Source organism: Comamonas sp. C11, from assembly GCF_024496285.1.
Classification (GTDB): Bacteria; Pseudomonadota; Gammaproteobacteria; order Burkholderiales; family Burkholderiaceae_C; genus Comamonas; species Comamonas testosteroni_F.
This window is the reverse complement of the sequence record NZ_CP101743.1, coordinates 3,825,018-3,848,750: the sequence shown is the minus strand read 5'-3', so window position 1 is coordinate 3,848,750 and position 23,733 is coordinate 3,825,018. Positions and strand designations below refer to the sequence as shown.

General features: G+C 61.6%; 18 protein-coding genes and 5 tRNA genes. 9 read left to right on the top strand and 14 right to left on the bottom strand.

All coding sequences use genetic code 11. The features are described from left to right. Positions 1–106: 106 nt before the first annotated feature. From NOX35_RS17625 to NOX35_RS17605, 5 genes are all read left to right on the top strand, one after another. Positions 107–1,810 (top strand): alpha/beta hydrolase, encoded by a 1,704-nt coding sequence (locus NOX35_RS17625; protein WP_256494181.1) that lies wholly within the window; start codon positions 107–109, stop codon positions 1,808–1,810. A gap of 87 nt (positions 1,811–1,897) precedes the next feature. After that, positions 1,898–2,371 carry a phasin family protein gene (locus NOX35_RS17620; RefSeq protein ID WP_256494180.1) on the top strand — a complete coding sequence of 158 codons (474 nt, stop codon included), beginning with the start codon at positions 1,898–1,900 and terminating at the stop codon, positions 2,369–2,371. Positions 2,372–2,553: 182 nt separating this feature from the next. Then, a complete protein-coding gene (locus NOX35_RS17615; protein WP_256494179.1) occupies positions 2,554–4,872 on the top strand; it encodes a DUF3141 domain-containing protein in 2,319 nt (772 codons plus the stop codon). After that, on the top strand, positions 4,869–5,990 hold the full coding sequence (locus NOX35_RS17610; protein ID WP_256494178.1) for a bifunctional enoyl-CoA hydratase/phosphate acetyltransferase: 1,122 nt from the start codon (positions 4,869–4,871) through the stop codon (positions 5,988–5,990). Before NOX35_RS17615 ends, NOX35_RS17610 begins: the two co-directional genes overlap by 4 nt. Positions 5,991–6,061: 71 nt before the next feature. Next, positions 6,062–7,258: an acetate/propionate family kinase gene (locus NOX35_RS17605; RefSeq protein WP_182283478.1), complete on the top strand. Its 1,197-nt coding sequence runs from the start codon at positions 6,062–6,064 to the stop codon at positions 7,256–7,258. 92 nt (positions 7,259–7,350) lie between these two features. Here NOX35_RS17605 and NOX35_RS17600 read toward each other — a convergent pair whose 3' ends face one another. The 7 genes from NOX35_RS17600 to trxA form a co-directional block, all read right to left on the bottom strand. Beyond that, positions 7,351–7,611, bottom strand: coding sequence for a helix-hairpin-helix domain-containing protein (locus NOX35_RS17600; RefSeq protein WP_256494177.1), 261 nt, complete (start codon positions 7,609–7,611; stop codon positions 7,351–7,353). An 89-nt stretch (positions 7,612–7,700) separates the two neighbouring features. After that, positions 7,701–8,828: an ABC transporter permease gene (locus NOX35_RS17595; protein WP_087081958.1), complete on the bottom strand. Its 1,128-nt coding sequence runs from the start codon at positions 8,826–8,828 to the stop codon at positions 7,701–7,703. A 157-nt stretch (positions 8,829–8,985) separates the two neighbouring features. Then, the gene (gene rbbA, locus NOX35_RS17590) at positions 8,986–11,775 is read right to left on the bottom strand and encodes a ribosome-associated ATPase/putative transporter RbbA (protein ID WP_256494176.1); all 2,790 of its coding nucleotides are present in this window, start codon (positions 11,773–11,775) and stop codon (positions 8,986–8,988) included. A gap of 20 nt (positions 11,776–11,795) precedes the next feature. Continuing rightward, complete coding sequence (locus NOX35_RS17585; RefSeq protein ID WP_256494175.1) at positions 11,796–12,875, bottom strand: HlyD family secretion protein; 1,080 nt, start codon at positions 12,873–12,875, stop codon at positions 11,796–11,798. Between the two features lie 11 nt (positions 12,876–12,886). Beyond that, positions 12,887–14,374, bottom strand: a complete 1,488-nt coding sequence (locus NOX35_RS17580) for an efflux transporter outer membrane subunit (protein WP_182283474.1) — start codon at positions 14,372–14,374, stop codon at positions 12,887–12,889. Positions 14,375–14,561: 187 nt separating this feature from the next. Further along, entirely contained in the window at positions 14,562–15,824 is a 1,263-nt protein-coding gene (gene rho, locus NOX35_RS17575) for a transcription termination factor Rho (RefSeq protein ID WP_003053478.1), read from the bottom strand. A gap of 284 nt (positions 15,825–16,108) precedes the next feature. Then, positions 16,109–16,438, bottom strand: a complete 330-nt coding sequence (gene trxA, locus NOX35_RS17570) for a thioredoxin TrxA (protein ID WP_003053480.1) — start codon at positions 16,436–16,438, stop codon at positions 16,109–16,111. Positions 16,439–16,651: 213 nt separating this feature from the next. Between trxA and NOX35_RS17565 the strand changes: the two genes are divergently transcribed. Together NOX35_RS17565 and NOX35_RS17560 are read left to right on the top strand one after the other, a co-directional pair. Beyond that, complete coding sequence (locus tag NOX35_RS17565) at positions 16,652–17,938, top strand: TIGR03862 family flavoprotein (protein WP_182283473.1); 1,287 nt, start codon at positions 16,652–16,654, stop codon at positions 17,936–17,938. Positions 17,939–18,380: 442 nt separating this feature from the next. After that, positions 18,381–18,695 (top strand): hypothetical protein, encoded by a 315-nt coding sequence (locus NOX35_RS17560; RefSeq protein ID WP_003080190.1) that lies wholly within the window; start codon positions 18,381–18,383, stop codon positions 18,693–18,695. Positions 18,696–18,741: 46 nt separating this feature from the next. Here the strand turns inward: NOX35_RS17560 and NOX35_RS17555 are convergent. From NOX35_RS17555 to NOX35_RS17535, 5 genes are all read right to left on the bottom strand, one after another. Then, positions 18,742–18,817: transfer RNA gene (locus NOX35_RS17555), tRNA-Asn, on the bottom strand. Between the two features lie 47 nt (positions 18,818–18,864). Continuing rightward, a tRNA-Asn gene (locus NOX35_RS17550) sits at positions 18,865–18,940 on the bottom strand. A gap of 47 nt (positions 18,941–18,987) precedes the next feature. Then, a tRNA-Asn gene (locus NOX35_RS17545) sits at positions 18,988–19,063 on the bottom strand. A 47-nt stretch (positions 19,064–19,110) separates the two neighbouring features. Then, positions 19,111–19,186: transfer RNA gene (locus NOX35_RS17540), tRNA-Asn, on the bottom strand. A 45-nt stretch (positions 19,187–19,231) separates the two neighbouring features. Further along, positions 19,232–19,307 (bottom strand) — tRNA-Asn (locus tag NOX35_RS17535). 180 nt (positions 19,308–19,487) lie between these two features. Between NOX35_RS17535 and def the strand changes: the two genes are divergently transcribed. Beyond that, complete coding sequence (def, locus tag NOX35_RS17530; protein WP_182283472.1) at positions 19,488–20,027, top strand: peptide deformylase; 540 nt, start codon at positions 19,488–19,490, stop codon at positions 20,025–20,027. A 529-nt stretch (positions 20,028–20,556) separates the two neighbouring features. Further along, positions 20,557–22,047 carry a nucleobase:cation symporter-2 family protein gene (locus tag NOX35_RS17525; protein WP_182283471.1) on the top strand — a complete coding sequence of 497 codons (1,491 nt, stop codon included), beginning with the start codon at positions 20,557–20,559 and terminating at the stop codon, positions 22,045–22,047. Positions 22,048–22,183: 136 nt separating this feature from the next. Here NOX35_RS17525 and NOX35_RS17520 read toward each other — a convergent pair whose 3' ends face one another. Both NOX35_RS17520 and fdxA read right to left on the bottom strand, forming a co-directional pair. Then, entirely contained in the window at positions 22,184–23,251 is a 1,068-nt protein-coding gene (locus NOX35_RS17520) for an NAD(P)/FAD-dependent oxidoreductase (RefSeq protein ID WP_256494172.1), read from the bottom strand. Positions 23,252–23,287: 36 nt separating this feature from the next. Beyond that, positions 23,288–23,617 carry a ferredoxin FdxA gene (gene fdxA / locus NOX35_RS17515; protein ID WP_003053491.1) on the bottom strand — a complete coding sequence of 110 codons (330 nt, stop codon included), beginning with the start codon at positions 23,615–23,617 and terminating at the stop codon, positions 23,288–23,290. Positions 23,618–23,733: the final 116 nt, after the last annotated feature.

Sequence of the window (23,733 nt, the reverse complement as noted above, 5' to 3'; positions counted from 1 at the left end):
TGCGGGAGCTTGATGTGGCTCAACCCCCGGTAGGTCGTGACTATGCAACAACTTCTGCAGCGCATAAGATGTTGCGTTATTGCCATGCAGCAAAAAAGGGGCCGCTATGGTTGACCGCAAGGCCGAAGCTCAGTTCAGTTCCAGCCAGCAACTTGATCAAGCTGTGCGTGCGATGTGGGCGCAGCAATGGCTGTCGGTTTCCCCCGAGTCCCAATGGCAGGCCTGGATGGATTGGGCGGGCAACCTTGCCATCAGTCCGGGAAAGCGTCTGGATCTGGCAAGGCTGGCGCTGGAGGAATGGGTCAGGCTTTGCTATGGCGGGCCACAGACACAGGAGGCGGAGCGTCTCTTTCAGGATCCTGAATGGAAGCAATGGCCGTTCACGGTCATGAGTGCGGGCCTTGCCGCTCAGCAGCGCTGGTGGCAGGCTGCCGCCCAAGGCGTTCCGGGTGTTGAAAGACACCACGAGCGTCTGGTCGGATTCTGGGGCAGGCAGTGGCTGGATATGCTTTCGCCTGCGAACTTTTTTGCCACCAACCCGATAGTTCTGGAGCGCACCGTCAAAGAGGGCGGGGCGAATCTGGTGCGTGGCTTCCAGTACCTGATGGAAGATGTGCACGCGCAGCTCGCAAACATGCCGCCTGCGGGCTGCGAGGGGTTTCAGGTGGGGCGCGATGTGGCCGTCACCGCTGGCAAGGTGGTGCTGCGCAACCCGTTGATGGAGCTGATCCAGTACGCGCCGACAACCGACAAGGTCCATCCCGAGCCGGTATTGATCATGCCGGCCTGGATCATGAAGTACTACATCCTGGATCTGTCGCCGCACAATTCGCTGATCAGGTATCTGGTCGATCAGGGACATACGGTGTTCTGCGTCTCCTGGAAGAACCCCGATGCCGGCGATCGAGATCTGGGCATGGACGACTATGTCGAGCTGGGCTGGCGTGCTGCGCTGGATGCCGTCACGGCCATCGTCCCGGGGCAGAAGGTGCACGCAGCGGGCTATTGTCTGGGTGGGACCTTGCTGGCCATTGTGGCGGCCGCGATGGCGCGCGATGGAGACGAGCGTCTGGCATCGATGACCTTGCTGGCCGCGCAGACCGATTTCACCGAACCTGGCGAGCTGGCGCTGTTCATCGACGAAGCGCAGGTCAGCCTGCTTGAGGCTCAGATGGCCCAGCAAGGCTATCTGCGCGCCGATCAGATGGCGGGCGCGTTCCTGATGCTGCGCTCCCATGATCTGCTGTGGTCGCGCATGGTCAATCAATACCTGCTGGGCGAGCGGGCACCGATGAGCGATCTCATGGCCTGGAATGCCGACGCCACGCGCATGCCTGCCAGGATGCACTCGCAATACCTGCGCCGTCTGTTTCTGAATAACGATCTCAGTGAAAGCCGCTATCCGGTCGATGGCAAGCCGGTCTCGCTTCTCAATCTGCAAGTGCCCATCTTCTGTGTGGGAACGCTTACCGATCATGTAGCGCCTTGGCAATCGGTATTCAAGCTGCACCATCACACTGCGGCTGAAATCACCTTTGTGCTGACGAGTGGCGGCCACAACGCCGGCATTGTCAGTGAGCCCGGTCATCCGCGACGCCGCTATCAGCTGCTCACTCGGCCTGTCGGCGCTCGGGACATTGTCGCCCAGCAGTGGCTGCAGGAGGCCGAGCAGCGCCAGGGCTCCTGGTGGCCGGCATGGGACGAGTGGCTCAAGAATAGATCCGGCACACCGATAGCTCCGCCGCGCATGGGCGGCACGAGCGGCGGGCCCTTGTATGACGCTCCGGGCCAGTACGTGCTCGGGCATTGAGTTTTCAAAAGCCGTTTGGTCACGGTGATATGCCGGACGGCCCGCCAGCCTCTCGATAGGCTCTACCATCACCATAGGGAGAACGATATGAGCATTCAAGCGACCCCTCTGAATCTGTTCAAGGCCAATGCCGAGCTGCAACTGCGCATCGCTCAGCTTATGCGTGAAAGTGGCCATCGCTGGCTGGCAGCCGCGCAGCAGACCAGTGCTGCAGGCATCAGTGAAACCACGGCGGAGCTGCAAAGCCTGCTGCGTGCTGAAGACTGGCAATCACTGGCCAGCCTGCCCGCCGAGGCTTTCATGCGCAGGCTCGAAGACCGCATGAGTGATGCCAAGAGCGCCAGTGATATCGCGATCAAGAACCAGCAGGCTTTTGCCAGCGGTCTGCAGCAGGCCCTGGAGGCCTGGCAAAAATCCGTGGCCGAGGCCCTGCGTGCAGACGGCGCGCCCAATCTGCCCGCTTTGCCACTGCAGGACATCTTCAAGCAATGGCTGTCTGCCTGGGCGCCGGCAACTCAGGACCCCGCCCAGGACAAGAGCGGCAAAGCGGCGCAGAAGTAGGCAACAGGCTGGCGCAGCTTCAGCCAAAGATGGCGGCGCTGCCGCCTGCGGGCCGGCTGGTCAGCTGGCTCTCCATTGTAAAAATCCGATGTTTTCGGCGTTTTATGGTGATCCATAAAGCGCTGGAAGCTATTGTTTTTGAAGCTTCTTGAGAGAGAAGACTGTGACCTTGGGAGCACGACATGAACAAACCCAGCGGGATCGGTCCGTCGACCAACGGGTCTGTTGATCCTTTTGCATGGTGGCGGGCCGCCGGGGCCTATGCGGTGGATGCCGCTCAACGTGCCGTGCTGTATGCCGACATCGAGCGGCAGGTGGGCGACCAGTACCGGACTCAGCGTGAGGCCAGGATGCCGAACGTGCTGCATTTCCCCGCGGAACTCGTGATGTCGGGGCTGGACCTCCCAAGACCTGTCAACTATGGCCTGGTGCGTATCCAGGCGTCCGAAGATCGACCTGCCGACCCCGCCAAGCGTCCATTCGTCGTGATAGATCCACGCGCCGGGCATGGCCCGGGCATAGGTGGCTTCAAGCCCCATAGCGAGATCGGTGCGGCGCTGGAGGCCGGTCACCCTTGCTACTTCGTCGGTTTTCTGCCCGATCCCGTACCTGGTCAGACGGTGGAGGACGTGATGCGTGCCGAGGCCGCGTTCATGCGTCGCGTGGCCGAGCTTCACCCCGAGAGCGAGGGCAAGCCGGCGGTCATCGGCAACTGCCAGGCGGGCTGGCAGATCCTGATGACGGCCGCTGTCTGGCCCGAGCTGTTCGGGCCCATCATTGTTGCCGGAGCGCCCCTGTCGTACTGGGCCGGCGACAATCCCATGCGCTACTCGGGCGGGCTTCTCGGGGGCAGCTGGATGACGGCACTGGCCAGCGATCTGGGTAACGGCCGCTTCGACGGCGCCCATCTGGTGCAGAACTTCGAGCAGCTCGATCCGGCCAACACGCTCTGGAGCAAGCAGTACAAGGTCTATGCGAATGCCGACACCGAAGCCGAGCGCTATATAGACTTCGAGAAATACTGGGGCGGCTATGTCTTCCTCAACGATGTGGAGATGCAGTACATCGTCGACAAGCTGTTCATCGGCAACAAGCTGTCGACGGCCCAGTTGCTGACATCGGACGGGGTGCGCATCGATCTGCGCAATATCCGTTCGCCCATCCTGGTGTTCTGCTCCTATGGCGACAACATCACGCCGCCGGCCCAGGCTCTGGGCTGGATCACCGATCTGTACGCCAGTGACGACGATGTGCGCGCTCATGACCAGACCATCATCTTCAGCACGCACGACAGCATCGGTCATCTGGGCATCTTTGTTTCGGGCGCCGTCGGCAGCAAGCAGCACCGCAAGTTCGCCAGTGCCATCGAGCAGATCAATCTGCTGCCGGCAGGCATCTATCGCGCCAGCGTGGACGATGCCACGAAGCAGGAGCAAAAGCTGCTCCATGATCCTTATCTGTTGAGCATCCGTGCCAGCGGCATCGATGAAGTGCGCGATATCGTCAAGCCCGATCCCGAGTCCGATCGCCGTTTCGACGCGGCGGCCCGGGTATCCGACATCAACCTGGCTCTGTATCGCAGCATATGGCAACCCTGGGTGCGTGCGCTGAGTACTTCCCAATCGGCACACTGGCTGCAGACCTTGCATCCCATGCGCCTGCAATTCGAGGCCTGGAGCAGCCAGCATCCGCTGGCTTGCCTGATACGCAGCAGCGCCGAATACATACGCGAACATCGCCAGCCCGTGGATGAGGCCAATCCCTGGTTGCAGATGCAGCAGCGGTGCTCGGCCGCACTGGATCGCGCTCTCGATGATTTCCGCGACCGGCGAGATCATATCTACGCCTTGTGGTTCGACATGCTCTATGGCTCGCCGCTCATGCAGGCGCTGGCGGGGCATGCTCATGGCGAGAGCGCAGCGGTGCGCCAGCATCCTGGCTCCACCCCCGAGCATCTGGCGCTGATGGCGGACAGGCAGCGACAGATCGAGAGCAGTGTGGATCAGGGGGGCGTGCTCGAAGCCACGCTGCGCGGTTTGCTGAGCGTGCTGTCCCAGCGTCGCGCTGTGGACGAGCGCTACTACCACCTGGCTGCGCAATTGCTGGAGCAGCAAGCGCCTGGGCGCTGGACTCTGGCCGAGCTGCGAGCCGCCATCCGCGAGCAGACCCTGGTGATGAGGCAATGCGGCAGCGCCGCCATCGAAGCCATTCCCGGCCTGCTGAAGAACACGCCTGCCGACACCATCCGCAAGGCCGCTGAAGCCATCACCCAGATGGCAGCCATCGATAAGGAGCCAGGCGCGGAGGATGATGCCGTGAGACAGGCCTTGCAGCAGGTACAGGCCTTGTTCGAGCAGGCCGCGCTGGCGCAGCAGCCTCGTATCCAGGAGCCTCTGGAGCTGGCGCCGGCTTTGGCACAGGCTCCTGCAGCTCCCCAGCGGGCTGCGGCTGCCGAGCGACGTAAACCGGCCGCATCACGCGGCAAGAAAGGAGCGCGATGAGTCAACCGAGCCCAGACATGGCGCAGCAGCCGTTTGAGGGCATAGCCGTCGGCGACAGCCTGCGCGTCACCGTTGCCTCCCGTGACGCGGGCACGCTGACGCTGCTCTGCGTCCACGATGCACAGCCCCGGCAGCCATCCCCGCAGCAAGCGGTTTCCATGTCATCCGGCGGCGCAGCGCAGCCGCTTGACGTTGCCTCCCATCACGGCCTGAGCCGCCTGCTGGCGGCTGTCAAGGAACTGCCGCCGGTTCGCGTGGGGGTGGTCCATCCCTGCGATGCCACCAGCCTGTCCGCTGCGCTTGATGCGCATCGGCTGGGGCTGATCGAGCCGGTCCTGATTGCTCCGCGCGCCAGGCTGGAGGCGGTTGCTCTTGCACAGGGGTTCGAGCTGCAGGGCCTGCGCATCGAGGACGTTCCGCACAGCCATGCAGCTGCCGAGCATGGTGTCAGGCTCGCTGCCAGCGGTGAAGTCGAGGCACTGATGAAAGGCAGCTTGCATACCGACGAGCTGATGGCGGCTGTCGTTGCCAGCAGTGCCGGGCTGCGCACCAAGAGGCGTGTAAGCCATTGCTTTGTGTTGCAGACGGCCAGCTACCCGCGCCCCTTCATCGTCACCGATGCGGCCATCAATCTGGCCCCCGATCTGTTGCAGAAGGCCGATATCGCGCGCAATGCCATAGAGCTGGCACAGGTTCTGGGGGTGGCCAGGCCCAGGCTCGCCATCCTCGCCGCCGTCGAGACGGTCAACCCCAACATGCCCGCGACGCTGGATGCTGCCGCACTGTGCAAGATGGCCGACCGGGGCCAGATCACCGGAGGCGTGCTGGACGGACCGCTGGCTTTCGACAATGCAGTCTCCATGGAGGCTGCGCGTACCAAGGGCATCACTTCGCCGGTGGCCGGTCAGGCCGACATCCTGCTGGTGCCCGATCTGGAAAGCGGCAATATGCTGGCCAAGCAGCTCATGTACCTGGGCGGCGCCGCCAGCGCAGGCATCGTGCTTGGCGCCAAGGTGCCCATCGTTCTGACCAGCCGCGCGGATTCGCGCGAATCCCGCATTGCATCCTGCGCGATTGCGCTGCTGCTCGCACATCACTACCGGCAGACGCCGCCCTGAAAAGCATGGTCGATGGCGCCAGGCTGGCCGTTGCTTCAGCCTGTGCCCTGTCGGCAGACAAAGGTACTGCCATGAGCAATTCCGTGATCATCGTCCTGAACTGTGGCTCGTCGAGCATCAAGTTCGCCGTATTCGAGGCCGCTCCACCGCTGCCGCGCAAGCCTCTGTGGAACGGCAAGGTACAGGGGATTGGCGGGCCCGGTCCCGACTTCGGCGAAACCGGCGTCCAGCCCTTTGCCATCGAACTGGGCACAGAGCATCCGTATCGCGATGCGCTGCGCGTCATCCGCGAGCGCATCACGGCCCGGCTAGAGGATCGGCCCGTGGCGGCGATCGCCCATCGGGTGGTGCATGGCGGCAGCAAGTATTTCGAGTCCACCCGCATCGATGCAGGCGTGTTGCGAGACTTGCGCAGCTATGTGCCGCTGGCACCGCTGCATCAGCCGTTTGCGCTGGAGGCCATCGAGATCCTGTTGCGCGAGCGGCCCGACATCGTGCAGATTGCCTGCTTCGATACAGGCTTTCATCACAGCTTGCCCAAGGTGGAGCAGATCCTTCCTCTGCCCTACGAATGGTGGCAGCGTGGCGTGCGCCGCTATGGCTTTCACGGGCTCTCGTATGCCTATATGGCGACCGCGCTGGCCGAGCGTCATGGCGACAGGGCCAGGGGGCGCACCATCGTCGCCCATCTGGGCAGTGGCGCCAGCCTGTGCGGCATGCAGCAGCTGCAAAGCATGGCGACCACCATGGGCTTCTCGGCCCTGGACGGATTGATGATGGGCACGCGCACCGGGGCGCTGGACCCGGGGGCCGTGCTCTATCTGATGGAGATCGAGAAGCTGACGCTTCAAGAGGTGGGGCATCTGCTCTATCACGACTCGGGGCTGCTTGGCGTGTCGGGCGTCTCGTCCGAGCCGCGTGTGATCCTGCGCCATGTCCGGGATTCCGGTGAGGCTGGCGAGCGGGCGTGCATCGCGCTGGACCTCTTTGTACGCCGCATCGTGCGCGAGATCGGTTCTCTGGTCGCTGCGCTGGGCGGGCTGGACATGCTGGTGTTCACGGCGGGCATTGGCGAGCACAGCGAGGAGATTCGTGCCCGCGTCTGCGCCGATCTGGCATGGCTGGGCCTGGGGCTGGATGAGCGGGCCAATGCAGCCCATGCACCGGTCATTTCATCTGCAGACAGCCGGGTACTGGTGGGGGTTGAGCCCACGAATGAGGAGTGGGTGGCCGCCCGCGATACGGTGCGGCTTCTCGCGCACTCATAGTCTTTTTGACATGCATCGAGTGGCGGCCGGGCTTGAAGGTGCCATGCAGGTATTCATGGTGGCCCAGAGCAGAGACTGGGCGGTTGCGCGTCTTACCGAATGGCTTCGCTCTCTTGCACCGGGCATTGCCTGGCCGCATCGATGCTCGCCTGGATGGCCGCGCGTGCCTGAGGGCTGTTCTTCCAGCAGCTGGAGCCTGTGAGGGCCGAGGCCTTGGCGACGATGTCCAGGGCGCTGGCCTGACGCAACTGGGCGAACGAGCCGTAGCCCAGGGATTCCAGCCGGCTCAGCACCGCCGTGCCCACGCCCTTGAGGGCAAGCAGTGATTGGCGTTCTTCAATGGTGAATGGCATGGGTCGAGGCTTTGAAGCTGGAAGGCAAAAGACTTTCAGCAGAAACAGGCGATACGCCCGCCATGGTTGCCGTGGCGCCCGGCCAGAACTCAGGCCATGCTCGACAAGGTTTTTCTGAACCGCATCAGCGACAGCCAGAACAGCACGGCGCCGATTCCTGCCAGCCACAGAAAGGGCTTCCACACGGTCTCTATGCCAGCGCCGCGATACAGAATCGCCTGACCCAGCTCCACAAAATGCGTGGTGGGGGCGAACAGCATCACATCCTGCACCAGCTGGGGCATGGATTCGCGGGGTGTCATGCCGCCAGACAGCAATTGCAGCGGCAGCAGCGTCAACACCATCAGCAGGCCGAACTGCGGCATGCTGCGCGCCACCGTGGCCAGGAAGATGCCCATGGCCGTAGTTGCGAAAAGACACAGGGCCGAGCCTGCCATGAACAGCAGCAGACTGCCTTCGATGGGCACCTTGAGCGCGCCGCGCACGACCAGATTGAGCGAGACACCTGCCGCCAGCAGCACCACGGCGCCCATGGACCAGACCTTGGCCAGCATGATCTCGGTAGGCGTCACGGGCATGACCAGCAGATGCTCGATGGTGCCATGCTCGCGTTCGCGGATCAGCGCCGCGCCCGTGAGGATGATGGAGAGCATGGTGACGTTGTTGATGATCTGCATCAATCCGCCGAACCAGATCTTGTTCAGTCCGGGGTTGAAGCGGGCGCGCAGCTCCAGGTCCACGGGCAGTGCGCTGCCTCCCCGGTGACGCTGCACGAACTCGTTGACTTCGGCCAGCACGATCTGCTGCACGTATCCGCTGCCGGAGAACGCCTGGCTCATGCGCGTGGCATCCACGTTCAGCTGCAGCTCGGCCTTTCTGCCGGCCAGCACATCGCGCTGGAAGTTGGGAGGAATGGTCAGCGAGAAGGTGAAATCGCCTGCATCCAGCCCGGGATCCACATGGCTGAAATCCACCATCTGCGGCGGCATGAACTGAGGCGGGTAGAACGCCGAGGTGATGCGTGCGGACAGTGGCGACTGGTCTTCGTCGACGATGGCAATCGGCGCCTTGTGCAGCGTATCGGGCATGGCCGTGGCCGCGGTGTACACCGAGGCCGTGAAGGTGTAGACGATGAGCACCAGCATCACCGGGTCGCGCCACAGGCTCCACAGCTCCTTGACGCCCAGGCGCCAGATATTTTTCAGGCTATGCCACATGGTGTTTCTCCATGACGAAAACGAGGGGCTGCTGCTGAAACTGGCGCTGGCCCACCGCCAGGACAGCGAGCAAGGGCCGCCCCGCAGCGAGGCTGTCGTCCCCCTCCCGCGTTAGCGAGAGAGGGGGAAGCTGCGCAGCAGCTCAGGGGGAGCTTCATCATTTTTCTTGCTTGGGCAGAGCCCAGATGGCCACGCCCATGATCACGGGAACGGCAATCAGCAGCGGCAGCAAGGTCGGTGCCAGGTCGTGCAGGCCCAGCGCCTTGTTGAAGACGCCGCGGCTGATGGCGAACATATAGGTGGCCGGGTAGATCTCGCCAATCCAGCGACCGGCGCCTTCGAGCGAGGACACCGGATCGGTCAGCCCCGAGAACTGCGTGGCTGGAATCAAGGTGCCCAGCATGGCAAAGAACATGGCGGCAATCTGGCTGCTGGTGACGGCAGAGGCCAGCAGTCCCATGCCCGTGGCAATGACGCTGAAGAGCAGGGCGGCCATGACGAGCAGGGGGAAGCTGCCGGTCATGGGCACGCCGAACACGAATACCGCCATGGCACACATCAGAAAGAAGTTCAGCATGGCCAGCACCACATAAGGCAGTTGCTTGCCCAGCAGAAACTCGATGCGGGTCACGGGAGTGACGTACAGGTTCACGATGGAGCCCAGCTCCTTTTCCCGCACCACGGCCAGGGCCGTGAGCATGGCGGGCAGCATCATCAGCAGCAGCGGAATCACGGCCGGCACCATGGCGGGCAGGCTTTTCACATCGGGGTTGTAGCGAAAGCGGGTTTCCAGGCTGACCTGGCTGGCTAGCTGTATGCCCAGTCGCTCGCGCGCCTGCTGTACCAGCCACAGCTGATGCATGGCCTGGACATAGCCTTTGACGGTCTCGCCGCGCTGGGGCATGGCGCCGTCGAACCAGGCGCCCACGGCTACCTTCGAGCCGCGCAGCACATCACGGCCGAAGCCGGGCGGTATCTCGATGGCCAGCGCCAGCTCGCCGCTCTTCATGCGCCGGTCCAGGTCCGCGTAGTCCTGGATGGGAGGCATTTCAATGAAATAGCGCGAGCCTGCGAGATTGTTCACATAGTTCTGGCTGATGGTGCTCTGATCGCGGTCGAGCACTGCGAAGTGCAGGTCTTCGACGTCCATGCTGATGCCGAAACCGATCACCACCATCAGGACCAGCGAGCCCACCAGGGCCAGCGTGGCCCGCACGGGATCGCGTTGCAGCTCCAGCGACTCGCGCCACAGATAGCTCCACAGGCGCTGCAGGCTGAAGCCGGTGCCGCTGGAGTGCGCTGCGGAAACAGTAGCTTGTTGCGATTGACCTGAATTGGAATCAGCGTCTTTTGATGCTGAAAACGAGTCCGAGCAAGCGGTAGCAGCTTCCTTTTTGATATCAAGCACGGGCGCTGCCTCGCCCGAGGCCTCCACCAGATAGCCGATGAAGGCCTCCTCCAGTGTGGCCGCGCCGCGCTTGGCGGTCAGGGCTGCGGGCCGGTCGCTGTCCAGCACCTTGCCCGCATGCATCATGGACATGCGGTCGCAGCGCTCGGCCTCGTTCATGAAGTGCGTGGAGATGAAGATCGTCACCCGGTCGCGGCGCGAGAGCTCGATCAGCAAGCGCCAGAACTGGTCGCGCGCCACGGGGTCCACGCCCGAGGTGGGCTCGTCGAGAATCAGCAGCTCCGGCTTGTGCACCATGGCCACGGCCAGAGACAGGCGCTGGCGCATGCCCAGCGGGATATTGCCGGGCAGCGTCTCGCGCACCTCTGTGAGCCCGAAGCGGGTGAGCATTTCCTCGACCCGCGCAGGGATCTCGGCCGGATCCACATGGAAGAGTTCGGCGTGCAACACCAGGTTCTGCAGCACGGTCAGCTCGCCGTAGAGCGAGAAGGCCTGGGACATATAGCCCACGCGCCGGCGTGTGGCCACGTCATGCGGATCGATCTTCTTGCCAAACAGCCAGGCATCGCCCTCGCTGGCGGGCAGCAGCCCGGTCAGCATCTTCATGGTGGTCGATTTGCCGCAGCCGTTGGAGCCCAGAAAACCGAAGATCTCGCCGCGACGAATGCGGAAATTCACATGGTCCACGGCCACGAAATCGCCAAAGCGCATGGTGAGATCGCGCGCCTCGATGGCGATGTCGTCATCGCTGGTCTGCAGCGGCGGGATCACCACGGCGGCATGGCCGCGCTTTTTTTCCTCGGGCAGCAGGGCGATGAAGGCGGCTTCCAGCGCCGGCATGCCGGTGCGCGCCAGCAGCTCGGCGGGGGTGCCGGTGGCCAGAATCAGTCCGTCATCCATGGCCGCCAGCCAGTCGAAGCGCTGGGCCTCGTCCATATAGGCCGTGGCCACGATCACGCTCATCTGCGGGCGCTGGCCGCGGATGCGGTTGATCAGATCCCAGAACTGCGCGCGCGCCAGCGGATCCACGCCGGTCGTGGGCTCGTCGAGAATCAGCAGGTCGGGGTCGTGGATGAGGGCACAGCACAGCGCCAGCTTCTGCTTCATGCCGCCCGAGAGCTTGCCGGCAGGGCGGGAGAGGAATTTCTGCAGTCCGGTGCTCTGGGTCAGATCGTCAATGCGCGCCCGGCGCTCGGCCGCGTCATGACCGAAAAGGCGCCCGAAGAACTGCAGATTCTCTTCGACCGACAGCGTGGGGTAGAGGTTCTTGCCCAGTCCCTGAGGCATGTAGGCAATGCGGGGGCAGACGGCATCGCGGTGCTTTTTGCTGCGCATGTCGCCGCCCAGCACCTGTATCTCGCCGCCCTGCAGCGCGCGCGCTCCGGCAATCAAAGACAGCAGGCTTGACTTGCCCACGCCGTCAGGGCCGATCAGGCCGACCATGATGCCTGCAGGAATCTCCAGGCTCAGTCCGCGCAGCGCCTGCGTCTTGCCGTAGGCGAGCGTCACATCGCGCAAGGTGGCTACATGCTGGGTCATGGCAAATGGGACCGCAATGTTCACGAGGCCGACGCGTCGCCGGTGCGCAGCTCCAGCTTGGTCGGCCATTCGCGCTCTTTATCGAGCTTGATCCAGGCCACGCCGGGCAGGCCTGTCTTGACTTGAGTCAGGTGCTTTTGCAGCAGGTCCGGTGCAATACGTGCCTTGACGCGGAACATCAGCTTCTGTCTTTCGCTGGCCGTCTCCACGGTCTTGGGCGTGAATTGGGCGGTGCTGGCGACAAAGGACACCTGAGCCGGGATCACATATTGCGGGGCCGCATCCAGCACGATACGCACCTCGGTGCCAAGGGCCACTCGGCCAGCCACGGTCTCGGGCAGGAAGAAGCTGATGTAGACGTCCGAGACATCCACCATGTTCAGCACCTTGCCGCCGGCGCCGATCACCTCGCCGGGCTGGGCCAGCCGGTATTGCACGCGGCCATCGCGCGGGGCGGTGAGTTCGCTGTCCTTCACATCGGCATCGATGCGCTGGACGGTGGCGGCAGCGGCCGTCACCGCCGATTCCGCACCTATGGTCTGGGCCTTGGCTGCGTCGATGGCCGCCTTGGCTGCCGTGGCCTGTGCCTCGGCAGCCTTCAGCGCGGCCTGGGCGCCGCGGACCCGGGCCCGGTCGTCGTCCAGTTCCTGCTCCGATGAAGCACCTTCGCGTGCCAGTGTCTCGGAGCGCTTGACGCGGCGCAGCGCTGCATCCAGTTCGGCTTCGCGCTGGGCCACAGTGGCCATGGTGGCAGCGTACTGGCTTTCGCGCAGCGCGATTTCGGCGCGTGCCGAGGTCACCGCATGAGAGGCGCGTTCGCGGCCCGCAATGGCTTCGCGCTGCTGGGCCTGCAGGCTTTCGATCTGCATGCGCGCCAGTGGCTGACCGGCTTTCACGAACTCGCCTTCCTGCACCAGGATTTCAGCGATGCGGCCCGCATATTTGGTGGCGACGTCGATTTCGGTGGCCTCGATGCGGCCGTTGCCGCTGATCAGGCCTTCGGATGCCTGTGCGCTGCGCCATTGCTGCCAGCCATAAGCGCCCAGGGCGGTTGCGGCAACGATGAGCGCGGCGATGGTCAATTTCTTGTTCATGGACATGGATTCGCTGGTCAAGGTTGGAGGGCCGCAGAGGTGGGGGCGCTGCTCTGGCCTTGAGCAAAGTAGCCTCCGCCCAAAGCGGCATAGAGAGCGACCTGGGTGGACAGCAAGGCTTCACGGCCCTGAACCAGTTGCTGCTCGGCGCTCAGCAGGTCGCGTTCGGCATCCAGCACATCGAGATAGGGCGAGGCTCCCTGGTCATAGCGCAGCCGCGCCAGTCGGGCGCGTTCCTTGAGTGCAGCGCGCTGATCGGTCAGCACCACGAGCTGCTGCTCGAGCATGGTGCGGCTGGACAGTGCATCCAGCACTTCGCGCATTGCGGTCTCTATGGTTTTTTCGTACTGGACGACCGCCATGTTCTGTCGCACGGCCTGCAGATTCAGGTTGGCCTGGCGCTGGCCGCCGTCAAAGATCGGCAGCGAAATCGTGGGAGCAAACTGCCAGGCACGGCTGCCGCTTCTGAACAGGCCGTCGAGCTCCGCGCTGGCTGTGCCCCAGCTGCCGGTCAGGGCGATGCGAGGCAAAAACGCAGCGCGCGCGGCCGATACATTGGCCTTGGCGGCCTGCAGGCCGTACTCGGCGGCAATGATGTCGGGGCGCTGTGTCAGCAGATCGGACGGCAGACCTTCGGGAATGGGTTTCAGGATCACGGCGGTGGAGCTGCTTTGCGGCAAGCGGTCTGCATCCATTCCCGTGAGCTGCAGCAGTGCATTGGCCTGCAGCGCGCGCTGCTGTGCCAGCTGGGTGCCTATGGCCTTGGCCTGGTGAACCAGAGTCTGTACCTGCGTGAGCGCATAGCGTGAAGTGGACCCCACCTCGGTGCGGCGCTTGAAGATGCGCAGCGATTCCTCGCGGCTGGCAATCGTGCGCTGGGTCAGGGTCAGGCGTTCATCCAGACTGCGCAGTGCCAGATAATTCAGCGCTACCTGCTTGACGAGACTGGATTGAACCGCATGCTGCGTGGCATCCAGCGCCAGATAATTGCCTAAAGCGGCATCGCTGAGGCTTTTGACACGGCCCCAGAGATCGAGCTCCCAGCTGTTGAGGCCGACAAAGACTTGCTGATCGCCGGCGACGACGGAGCGGCCACTGGCGTTGAGGTCGGCGGGAACACGTGCTCTGCCATGACTGCTGCCAAGGCCGATCGTCGGCAGTCGAGCAGCACTCTGTATGTCATAGGCGGCCTGGGCTTCCTGCACACGCAGCAAGGCGAGGCGCTGGTCCTGATTGTGGGCAAGAGCTGCGCGAATCAGCTCCTGCAGGTTTTGGTCAAGGTAGAAGTCTTGCCAGCCAATCGATGCCGTATTTGCTGCCGCAGCGTTCTCTTGCTTTTTTGTCCACTCCTGAGGCCACTTGTCCGGGAGCTTGGCCTGGGCCTGTGGCTGCAGAATCGGCACCGTCGGGCTGCAGGCTGCCAGCGCTGCCAGCAATGTGGCTGCTGCCAGCAGGCGCGTCGATGTGGTGTTGTAGGGTGGTGTGCGATTTGCTGAAAGGGCCATGAATGCAGAACCTGCGACTTGAAAGCTTTTGGCTTCCGGTTATCGCAAGATTTGTATAGATGTATATCCCTAGTATTGAGGGGCGGCTTGCAAGCCAGTTTGAGCTATGTCAATTAATGGAGTCAAGCGGCAGAAACAACAAAGCCCCGCGAGGCGGGGCTTTGTTGTCTCGATGCACGAAGAGGCCTTAGCCGCCGCGACGCATCATGTCGAAGAACTCCACGTTGTTCTTGGTGGCCTTCATGTTCTTGATCATGAGTTCCATGGACTCGATCTCGTCCATGTTGTACATGAACTGGCGCAGGATACGAGTCTTTTGCAGAATCTCGGGAGCCAGCAGCAGCTCTTCGCGGCGTGTACCGCTCTTGGTGAGTTCGATGGCTGGGAACACGCGCTTTTCGTAGAGGCGACGGTTCAGGTGCAGTTCGCTGTTGCCGGTTCCCTTGAATTCTTCAAAGATCACTTCGTCCATGCGGCTGCCGGTGTCGACCAGTGCCGTAGCGATGATGGTCAGCGAGCCGCCTTCTTCCACATTGCGGGCCGCGCCGAAGAAGCGCTTGGGGCGCTGCAGTGCGTTGGAGTCCACACCGCCCGACAGCACCTTGCCTGACGAGGGCACGACGTTGTTGTAGGCGCGGGCCAGGCGGGTGATGGAGTCCAGCAGGATGACCACATCCTTGCCCAGTTCCACCAGTCGCTTGGCGCGCTCGATCACCATTTCGGCCACGTGCACGTGACGGGTAGCCGGCTCGTCAAAGGTGGAGGCAATGATTTCGCCCTTGACCGAGCGCTGCATTTCCGTCACTTCTTCAGGGCGCTCGTCCACCAGCAGCACCATCAGATGCACATCGGGATGGTTGGCGGTGATGGCGTGCGCAATGCTTTGCATCATCATGGTCTTGCCGCTCTTGGGCGGTGCCACGATCAGCGCGCGCTGGCCGCGGCCAATGGGGGCGATGATGTCGATGATGCGGCCGGTGATGTTTTCTTCGCCCTTGATGTCGCGCTCAAGGCGCATCTGCTCCTTGGGGAACAGAGGGGTCAGATTCTCAAACAGCACCTTGTGCTTGTTTTGCTCGGGTGGGCCGCCGTTGACCTTGTCGAGCTTGGTCAGGGCAAAGTAGCGCTCGCCGTCCTTGGGGATGCGCACTTCGCCTTCGATCATGTCGCCGGTGTGCAGGTTGAAGCGGCGCACCTGGCTGGGCGAGATATAGATGTCGTCGGTGCTGGCGGTGTAGCTGGTATCGGGGCTACGCAGGAAGCCGAAGCCATCGGGCAGGATTTCCAGCACGCCGTCGGCGAAGACCTGTTCACCGGCCTTGGCGCGCTTTTTGATGATGGCGAACATCAGTTCCTGCTTGCGCATGCGACCGACGTTTTCGATCTCAAGCGCTTCGGCCTGCTTCAAGACTTCAGACACGTGCAGTGCCTTGAGTTCATTAAGGTGCATGAAATGACTCCAAGCGTGGAGTGAGAATAACCAGGGGGGGAGGCGTAGAGCCTAACGAAACACTGTGAAAGTGGGCAGGCTTGCCTGAAGAAAATCCAGCGCGGTCCCATGCGGTGGCCGGCGGTTCATACATTATGACAGGAAAACTGGCGCAGCTTGCAAGCAATTTATCGAGGACTTGTCATCTGCAGCCTGTGCCGGGTCTGTAACAGATGCAATGAAGGAGGGCAGAGGGTGCCCAGAAGCAAACAGAGCTCCATTGGGAGCTCTGTTTGTTGAATGCATCAGATGTGCTGGTCGAGGAAGGCGGACAGTTGCGTCTTGTTCAGCGCGCCAACCTTGGTGGCGGCCAGCTGGCCGTCCTTGAACAACATCAGCGTGGGAATGCCGCGAATGCCGAACTTGGCAGGGATTTCACGGTTTTCGTCCACATTCATCTTGGCGATCTGCACCTTGCCTTTGTAGCCTTCGGCCACATCGTCCAAGATGGGGGCGATCATCTTGCAAGGGCCGCACCATTCAGCCCAGTAATCCACCAGCACGGTCGTGCCGGGTTGCAGTACGTCAGACTCAAAGCTTGCATCCGTGATGTGCTTGATCAATTCGCTGGCCATTTGTAGTCCTGGATTTTCTTGAATCAAAAAGGTAGGCGGTCTATTCGCCTAGTGACTTGATTGTGACAGAAACTCATCTCCCGTCACTGTGTGTGGCTGGTTGTTTGCAGCTATCGCGCTAATAGTGCCCGCAATATTGCAGAAATGCTGTCGGTGGTATTCTGCGCACCCTTTGGCGGCCGGTGGCTGCCGGCAGATTGAGGTGGTAGAAGTATGAGTGTCTCGGAGCCCTTGATGGCCGATTCCGAATGGGTCTGTGATGTGGCTGTGATCGGTGCCGGGCCTGCAGGCTTGATGGCGGCCGAGCAATTGGCGAAGGCCGGCTTGTCGGTCAGAGTGTTCGAGGCGAAAGCCTCGGCGGCTCGCAAATTCCTCATGGCCGGCAAGGGCGGTCTCAACCTTACGCACTCCGAGGGGTTTTCGAGCTTTGTGACTCGCTATGGCGGCCGCTCTGCAGATTTGACTCCCTGGCTCGAAAAGTGGGGTGCGAGCGAGCTTCAGGCCTGGGTCAAAGAGCTGGGTTTTGATACCTTTGTGGGGACATCCGGAAGAGTGTTCCCCGCGGATATGAAGGCTGCGCCGCTGCTGCGTGCCTGGCTGGTGCGTATGAAGTCGCAGGGCGTGCAGTTTCATATGCGTCACCGCTGGATCGGCTGGGCAGAGGATGGCAAGCCGGCTCTCCAGACAGAAACTGCCAGGGTCAAGATTGGCTGCAAGGCTTTGGTGCTGGCGACGGGCGGAGGCAGCTGGGCGCGTCTGGGCTCGGACGGTGCTTGGGTTTCGTTGCTGCAGGACAAGGGGGTGGGCATTGCTTCGTTGCAGGCGGCCAACTGCGGCTTCGATGTGGGCTGGCCGCAAGGGCGTGAAGCCGGCTGGAGCGGGGTCTTTGCACAGCGCTTTGCCGGGCAGCCATTCAAGTCGGTCGTCTTGAAGTTTGTGGACGAGCAAGGTGCCAGCTTTGAGCGTCAAGGTGAATTTGTTGCGACGCAGACCGGGGTGGAGGGGAGCTTGATCTATGCTGTCTCTTCCTTGTTGCGGGATTGCATTGCCCGTCAGGGCACTGCGCGCTTCGAGCTGGATCTGTTGCCGCAGTGGAGTGCTGAGCGTGTGCAGCAGGAGGTGATGCGGCCGCGCGGCTCGCGCAGCCTCAGCAGTCATCTCAAGGGGCGCCTGGGTCTTGACGGCATCAAGGCGGGCTTGCTGTATGAGGTGCTCGGCAAGGATGGCATGGCGGACATGAAGCGCCTGGCGTCCACGATCAAGGCCGTGCCTTTGATGGTGATCGCACCGCGCCCGATCGATGAGGCCATCAGCACTGCAGGCGGAGTTCGTCTGGAGGCGCTGGATGCGAGGGGAATGTGTGCCGCTCTGCCAGGTGTCTTCTGTGCGGGAGAAATGCTGGACTGGGAGGCGCCCACGGGCGGTTATCTGCTCACGGCCTGTATGTCCTCTGGCGTTCGTGTGGCCGAGGGGGTGCAGAGCTTTCTGCAGGGCAGCTGACTCGCGAGCTCGTGCTTGTCTGTGCGGCAGGGGCGCGGCATCGAATTCTGGAGTGATCCCGTCGTGATGGCGGGTGCTCTTGCCTGCAGCAGTGCATGGGCAGGCCGGGGGTGGCAGCAGCTCGCGGCGAGGGAGTCCTGTGGGCTTGCCCTCGCTTGAATCGCCAAGCAGGCCCTTGCTCGCCGGGCGATGGGGGCGGAAATACCCGAACAATGTGTCTGATTGATTCCTGAGTTGGGCTTTGTGACTGGAAAGCAGTGTCTCAAGCCCTGTCTGGAGCTGGCCTTGGGCGAGCGGCCGCAAGTGGCGGGTGCCCCTCCTACGAGGCGAACTCTTGCTGTGGGACAGATGTCTTGAACCGGAGACATTACGCTGGCAACATTGCTCCATCGGTTGAGGAGTCGTGACGGATTTGCGTTGTTACCGGAAAAGGAGGTTGGTCATGTTTTTCGGCAAGATCTTCGGTTTTGGACGTTCCGAACCGCGCTATATCCGCCGTACGCGTGCCTATCTGCAAGAGGCACGCATGGCTGTTCTGGAGCACACTATCGCGGCGGAGTACTACCAGTCCTCCGCTCAGATGTACGCCGAACGTGCTGCTCGACTGGAGGATGAATTGCGAGCCTGGGAGCAGGGCGAGCAGCATGTTCCCGTGGTGCCGCATCACTATCCCTATGTCCCTCACTCTGCACACAAGGCCGTCGCCGTAGATGCGCCACCCGTGGGTGCTTCGGTGGGCGTGGTGAGAGCTGCCTGAGCAGATAAAAGAAAAAGCCTGTATGGTTTGCATACAGGCTTTTGAATGGCTCCTCAACCTGGGCTCGAACCAGGGACCTACGGATTAACAGTCCGGCGCTCTACCGACTGAGCTATTGAGGAATGTGTCGGTGTGACATGCCTTGAGCGATTGCAAGGCGACTAAATTTTGGCTCCTCAACCTGGGCTCGAACCAGGGACCTACGGATTAACAGTCCGGCGCTCTACCGACTGAGCTATTGAGGAATGTGTCGGTGTGACATGCCTTGAGCGATTGCAAGGCGATTAAATTTTGGCTCCTCAACCTGGGCTCGAACCAGGGACCTACGGATTAACAGTCCGGCGCTCTACCGACTGAGCTATTGAGGAATGTGTCGGTGTGACATGCCTTGAGCGATTGCAAGGCGATTAAATTTTGGCTCCTCAACCTGGGCTCGAACCAGGGACCTACGGATTAACAGTCCGGCGCTCTACCGACTGAGCTATTGAGGAATATGTCGGTGTGATGCCTTGATATCCGCAAAGCATCGAAATTCTTGGCTCCTCAACCTGGGCTCGAACCAGGGACCTACGGATTAACAGTCCGGCGCTCTACCGACTGAGCTATTGAGGAAGAAGACCTAGATTATAGGGTGTAAAAATGAGCTCGCAGGAAGTTCATCACAATTTCATTAAATTCTCTGTGCCTGATACCCGAACTGGCCGCACCGTTCACGTGGATTGGTCGCGACGCTATGCTTTTGATGATTGAACAGTGCGGTGACCCGGTGGTTGCTGCACGCCGTATTGATATATGACTGTACGTACCATTTTGAAGATGGGTGATCCCCGTCTGCTGAGGCTTGCCAAGCCGGTGACTGAATTTGATACGGATGCGCTGCATCTGCTCCTTAAGGATTTGCTGGACACCATGCATGCTGCCAACGGTGCCGGCCTGGCGGCGCCGCAGATCGGTGAGGATTTGCAGATGGTGGTGTTTGGCTCGGGTGAGCCCAACCCGCGTTATCCGGATGCCCCCATAGTGCCCCGCACCGTGCTGATCAATCCAGTCGTCACACCCATCGGTGAAGAGGAGCAGCTGGATTGGGAAGGCTGTCTGTCTGTTCCCGGTCTGCGAGCCATGGTGCCACGCTGGAACAAGGTGCGCTACACCGGCTTTGATATCTACGGCGACCCGATTGACCGCACGGTCGAGGGCTTTCACGCGCGCGTGGTTCAGCATGAGTGCGACCACCTCTGGGGCAAGCTCTATCCGATGAGGGTGCGCGATTTCAGTCGTTTCGGCTATACCGATGTGCTGTTTCCCGGCATCGCCCAGGCCGAGGAAGACTGATCGGCCATTGACAAGCGCTCCAGATCTCTCTTTTCTCTTCTCTGCTGGATGCAAGACACAACTGGGAATGTGTCTTGCATCCTTTTGTTCTTTATAGAGAGCATGAATGCCTCGATAGGCATGATCTGCATCAATTTCAAGTGCCCGATCGCAGCCAATGAGGCTGTTTTTTGCTTTGGAAAGGTTCTGGTCAGGACTTTGTATACAAAACTGTAGACAATTTTGGTGTCCTGGCAACGTACAGTCTCGACTCATGCCCTTCTGGGTATGGCTTTGATTGCGTAATGGAATAGTCCGTCCGGCGGATGCCCCGCAATCAAAGGAGATTGAAAGACTGACTTGGGTGAATGAAAGAGTGGTTTGCTCTTTTCTATAGGTCGGATCGCTCTCGAAGAAGAGCGACTGGCTGCAGCACAAGGCCTCGCCGGGGCGACCGGAAAAGATCGCTGCCGAAAGAGTTGCTGCAAGTCGACCGGACAGAGCGAAAGGCCTCTAGAGCCTTGGTGAGTAGGTAATTTAGGAGACAAAGATGAACGATCAGACCGGAGCATCCAGAGATGCGGCCGTCAAGCGCCCCGAAGATGAGAATCTTGGCGTCACCGCCAACCTCATGTATGGCTTGCAACATGTGTTGACCATGTACGGCGGCATCGTGGCGGTGCCTCTGATTGTGGCTGAAGCGGCTGGTATGTCTGCTGCCGATGCCGGTCTGCTGGTGACTGCCTGCCTCTTCATGGGCGGTGTGGCAACCCTGCTGCAGACGCTGGGCATTCCTTTCTTCGGCTGCCGTCTGCCTCTGGTTCAGGGCGTTTCGTTCGCAGGCGTGGCCACCATGGTCAGTATTCTGCACACCGGTGGCGGCATGGCTGGCGTGCTGGGTGCCGTCATGTACTCCTCGATCCTGGGCCTGATCATTGCCCCGGTGTTCTCGCGCATCACCAAATTCTTCCCGCCGCTGGTCAATGGCTGCGTGATCACCGTGATTGGCATGTCGCTGATGCCGGTAGCCGCGCATTGGGCCATGGGTGGCAATGCCAAGTCTGCCGATTACGGCAGCATGGGCAATATCGGTCTGGCCGGTCTGTCGCTGTTCATGGTTCTGCTGTTCAGCAAGCTGGGCAATGCCATGTTGTCGCGCCTGTCGATTCTGGTGGCGATCGTGGTGGGCACCATCACGGCCGTGTTCATCGGCAAGGCCGATTTCTCGCAGGTGTTCAACGGCCCCATCTTTGCGGTGCCCACACCTTTGCATTTCGGCTGGCCCACTTTCGACATGGCAGCCACCATTTCCATGTTCATCGTGATTCTGGTGATCCTGGTGGAAACCTCGGCCGACGTGCTGGCCGTGGGCGAAATCGTGGACAGCCCCGTGGACGGTCGCCGTCTGGGTGATGGTCTTCGCGCCGACATGCTCTCCAGCATCGTGGCCCCCATCTTTGGCGGCTTCACGCAAAGCGCTTTTGCACAGAATGTGGGTCTGGTGGCCGTGACCGGTATCAAGAGCCGCTTCGTGGTGGCTTTCTCCGGTCTGATCCTGATCGTGTTTGGCGTGCTGCCGGTGATGGGCCGCATCGTGGCCTGCGTGCCTCCTTCCGTGCTGGGCGGCGCCGGCCTGGTGCTGTTCGGTACCGTGGCTGCCAGCGGCATCCGTACCCTGGCCAAGGTGGAATACAACAACAACATGAATCTGATCATTGTTGCCACCTCGGTGAGCGCGGGCCTGCTGCCGGTGGTAGCTCCCAAGTTCTACGACCAGTTCCCCGAATGGTTTGCCACGATCTTCCACTCGGGCATCAGCGCAACGGCCCTGGTTGCCGTGACCCTGAACCTGCTCTACAACCACTTCAAGCAAGGCAATTCCGATCAGCCTTCCGTCTTTGAAGCCGGTTATGGCCGCGCCCTGAGCCAGCATGTGCTGGAAGCCCTGGCCGATGGCGACCGCGTCGAAGGTGGCAAGGTCTACGACAAGGAAGGCAAGGAAGTGCCCATCATTCCGGTCAAGCCTGCACATGGCCATTGAGCCGAGATCAAAGTGCGCGCGGTGGGGTCTGACCCCGTCGTGATTTACACCGCTATCCCGAGGGATGGCGGTTTTTTTATGCCTGCCTCAGAAGCTGCAGACTCCAAGGAGTCCGAGGCAAGGCGCTGGCAGCTCTTCAGTGAGACACGCCCAGGATGGCATGCAGGCGCGCGCTGGTCGTCGTGTATTCCAGCAACGGCTTGCTGCCTTGCAGGTATTCGGCGGCTGCAAACGCGGCCATGGTGGCCTCGTGGAAGGCGCAGAGGATCAGCCGTTTCTTGCCGCTGTAGCTGACGATGTCGCCAATGGCATAAATCCCCGGGGCGCTGGTGGCAAGCGTTGCAGGATCCACCGCCAGTTGTTTGCGCTCCAGGGCCAGTCCCCATTCCGTCAAAGGGCCCAGCTTGGGTGAAATGCCCTGGTAGACCAGCAACTGTTCGACAGGCTGCAGATGTTCATTGCCTTCGCCGTCCATCCATTGCACGGCCTCCAGTCGGCCATCGCCGTGCCGCACTCCGGTGATCTGGCCGATCAGCACTTCGACAGCGCCAGACTCGCGCAACTGCTGAAGCCGGGTCAGTTGTGCCGGCTCGGCATTGAAGCTGTCACGGCGGTGCATGAGAACGGTTCGGGCCGCGCTTGAACTGCAGTCAATGGCTGCTGCGACGGCTTGCTCATCGCCGCCATAGACCAGCGCCTGGCGGCCTGCAGCCATATCCAGCTGCTGCGGGTGATAGTGCAGCTGACCTGGTTTGAGTCCATCCACTCCTGGCGTCTTGAGGGCCTTGGGCACGAACGCGCCGACGCCTGCGGCGATGAAGACGGTGCGGGTATGGAACAGCGTCCCTGCCGCGGTGCCGAGCTGCCAGCGCCCGTCCTCAAGGGCCTGCAGGGTCTGTACTTGCTGGGACAGATGGCGGGTCACCTGCATGGGCGCGATCTGCTTCTCCAGCAGTTGCACCAACTCCAGGCCCGTGCAGACGGGAATGCCGGGGATGTCGTAGATGGGCTTGTGTGCGTAGAGCTGGCTGCACTGGCCGCCCACATGGGGCAGGGCATCGATCAAATGGGCTTGAATGCCCTGCAGGCCAAGCTGAAAGGCCTGAAACAAACCCGCCGGACCTGCGCCAATGATGATGGCGTCGGTTTCCACGGCGGGTTGTAGTGAGAGGGAAGCGTTGGTCGTTGCGTTGGACAGGCTCATGCCGGCAAGCGTAGCGCAGTCCGCGCCCAGACTGGCTTAGCGCTCCAGCAAATCCACTTTGTTCGGCTTGCCATTCCACTCGTCGGCATCGGGCAGCGAAGCCTTGCGCTTGGTGATGCTCTTCCAGCTCTTGAGCTGGGACAGATCCACGTTCAGCTTGATGAAGGCCAGTTGATCGGCAGGCACATCTTCTTCGGCAAAGATGGCATTGGCCGGGCACTCGGGAATGCAGACGGCGCAGTCAATGCATTCATCGGGATCGATCACCAGAAAGTTGGGGCCTTCACGGAAGCAGTCCACGGGGCAAACGTCCACGCAATCGGTGTACTTGCACTTGATGCAGTTTTCGGTAACGACGTGAGTCATTGAGAATCTTCTTCTTGGGTGGGGATTGGTAAAACCCCGTGATTTTAGGTTTTTTCCCGCGCAGCGCCAGTGCCTGGCTGGATAAGGCCGTATGGAGATCTGGTTTGACGGTCAGA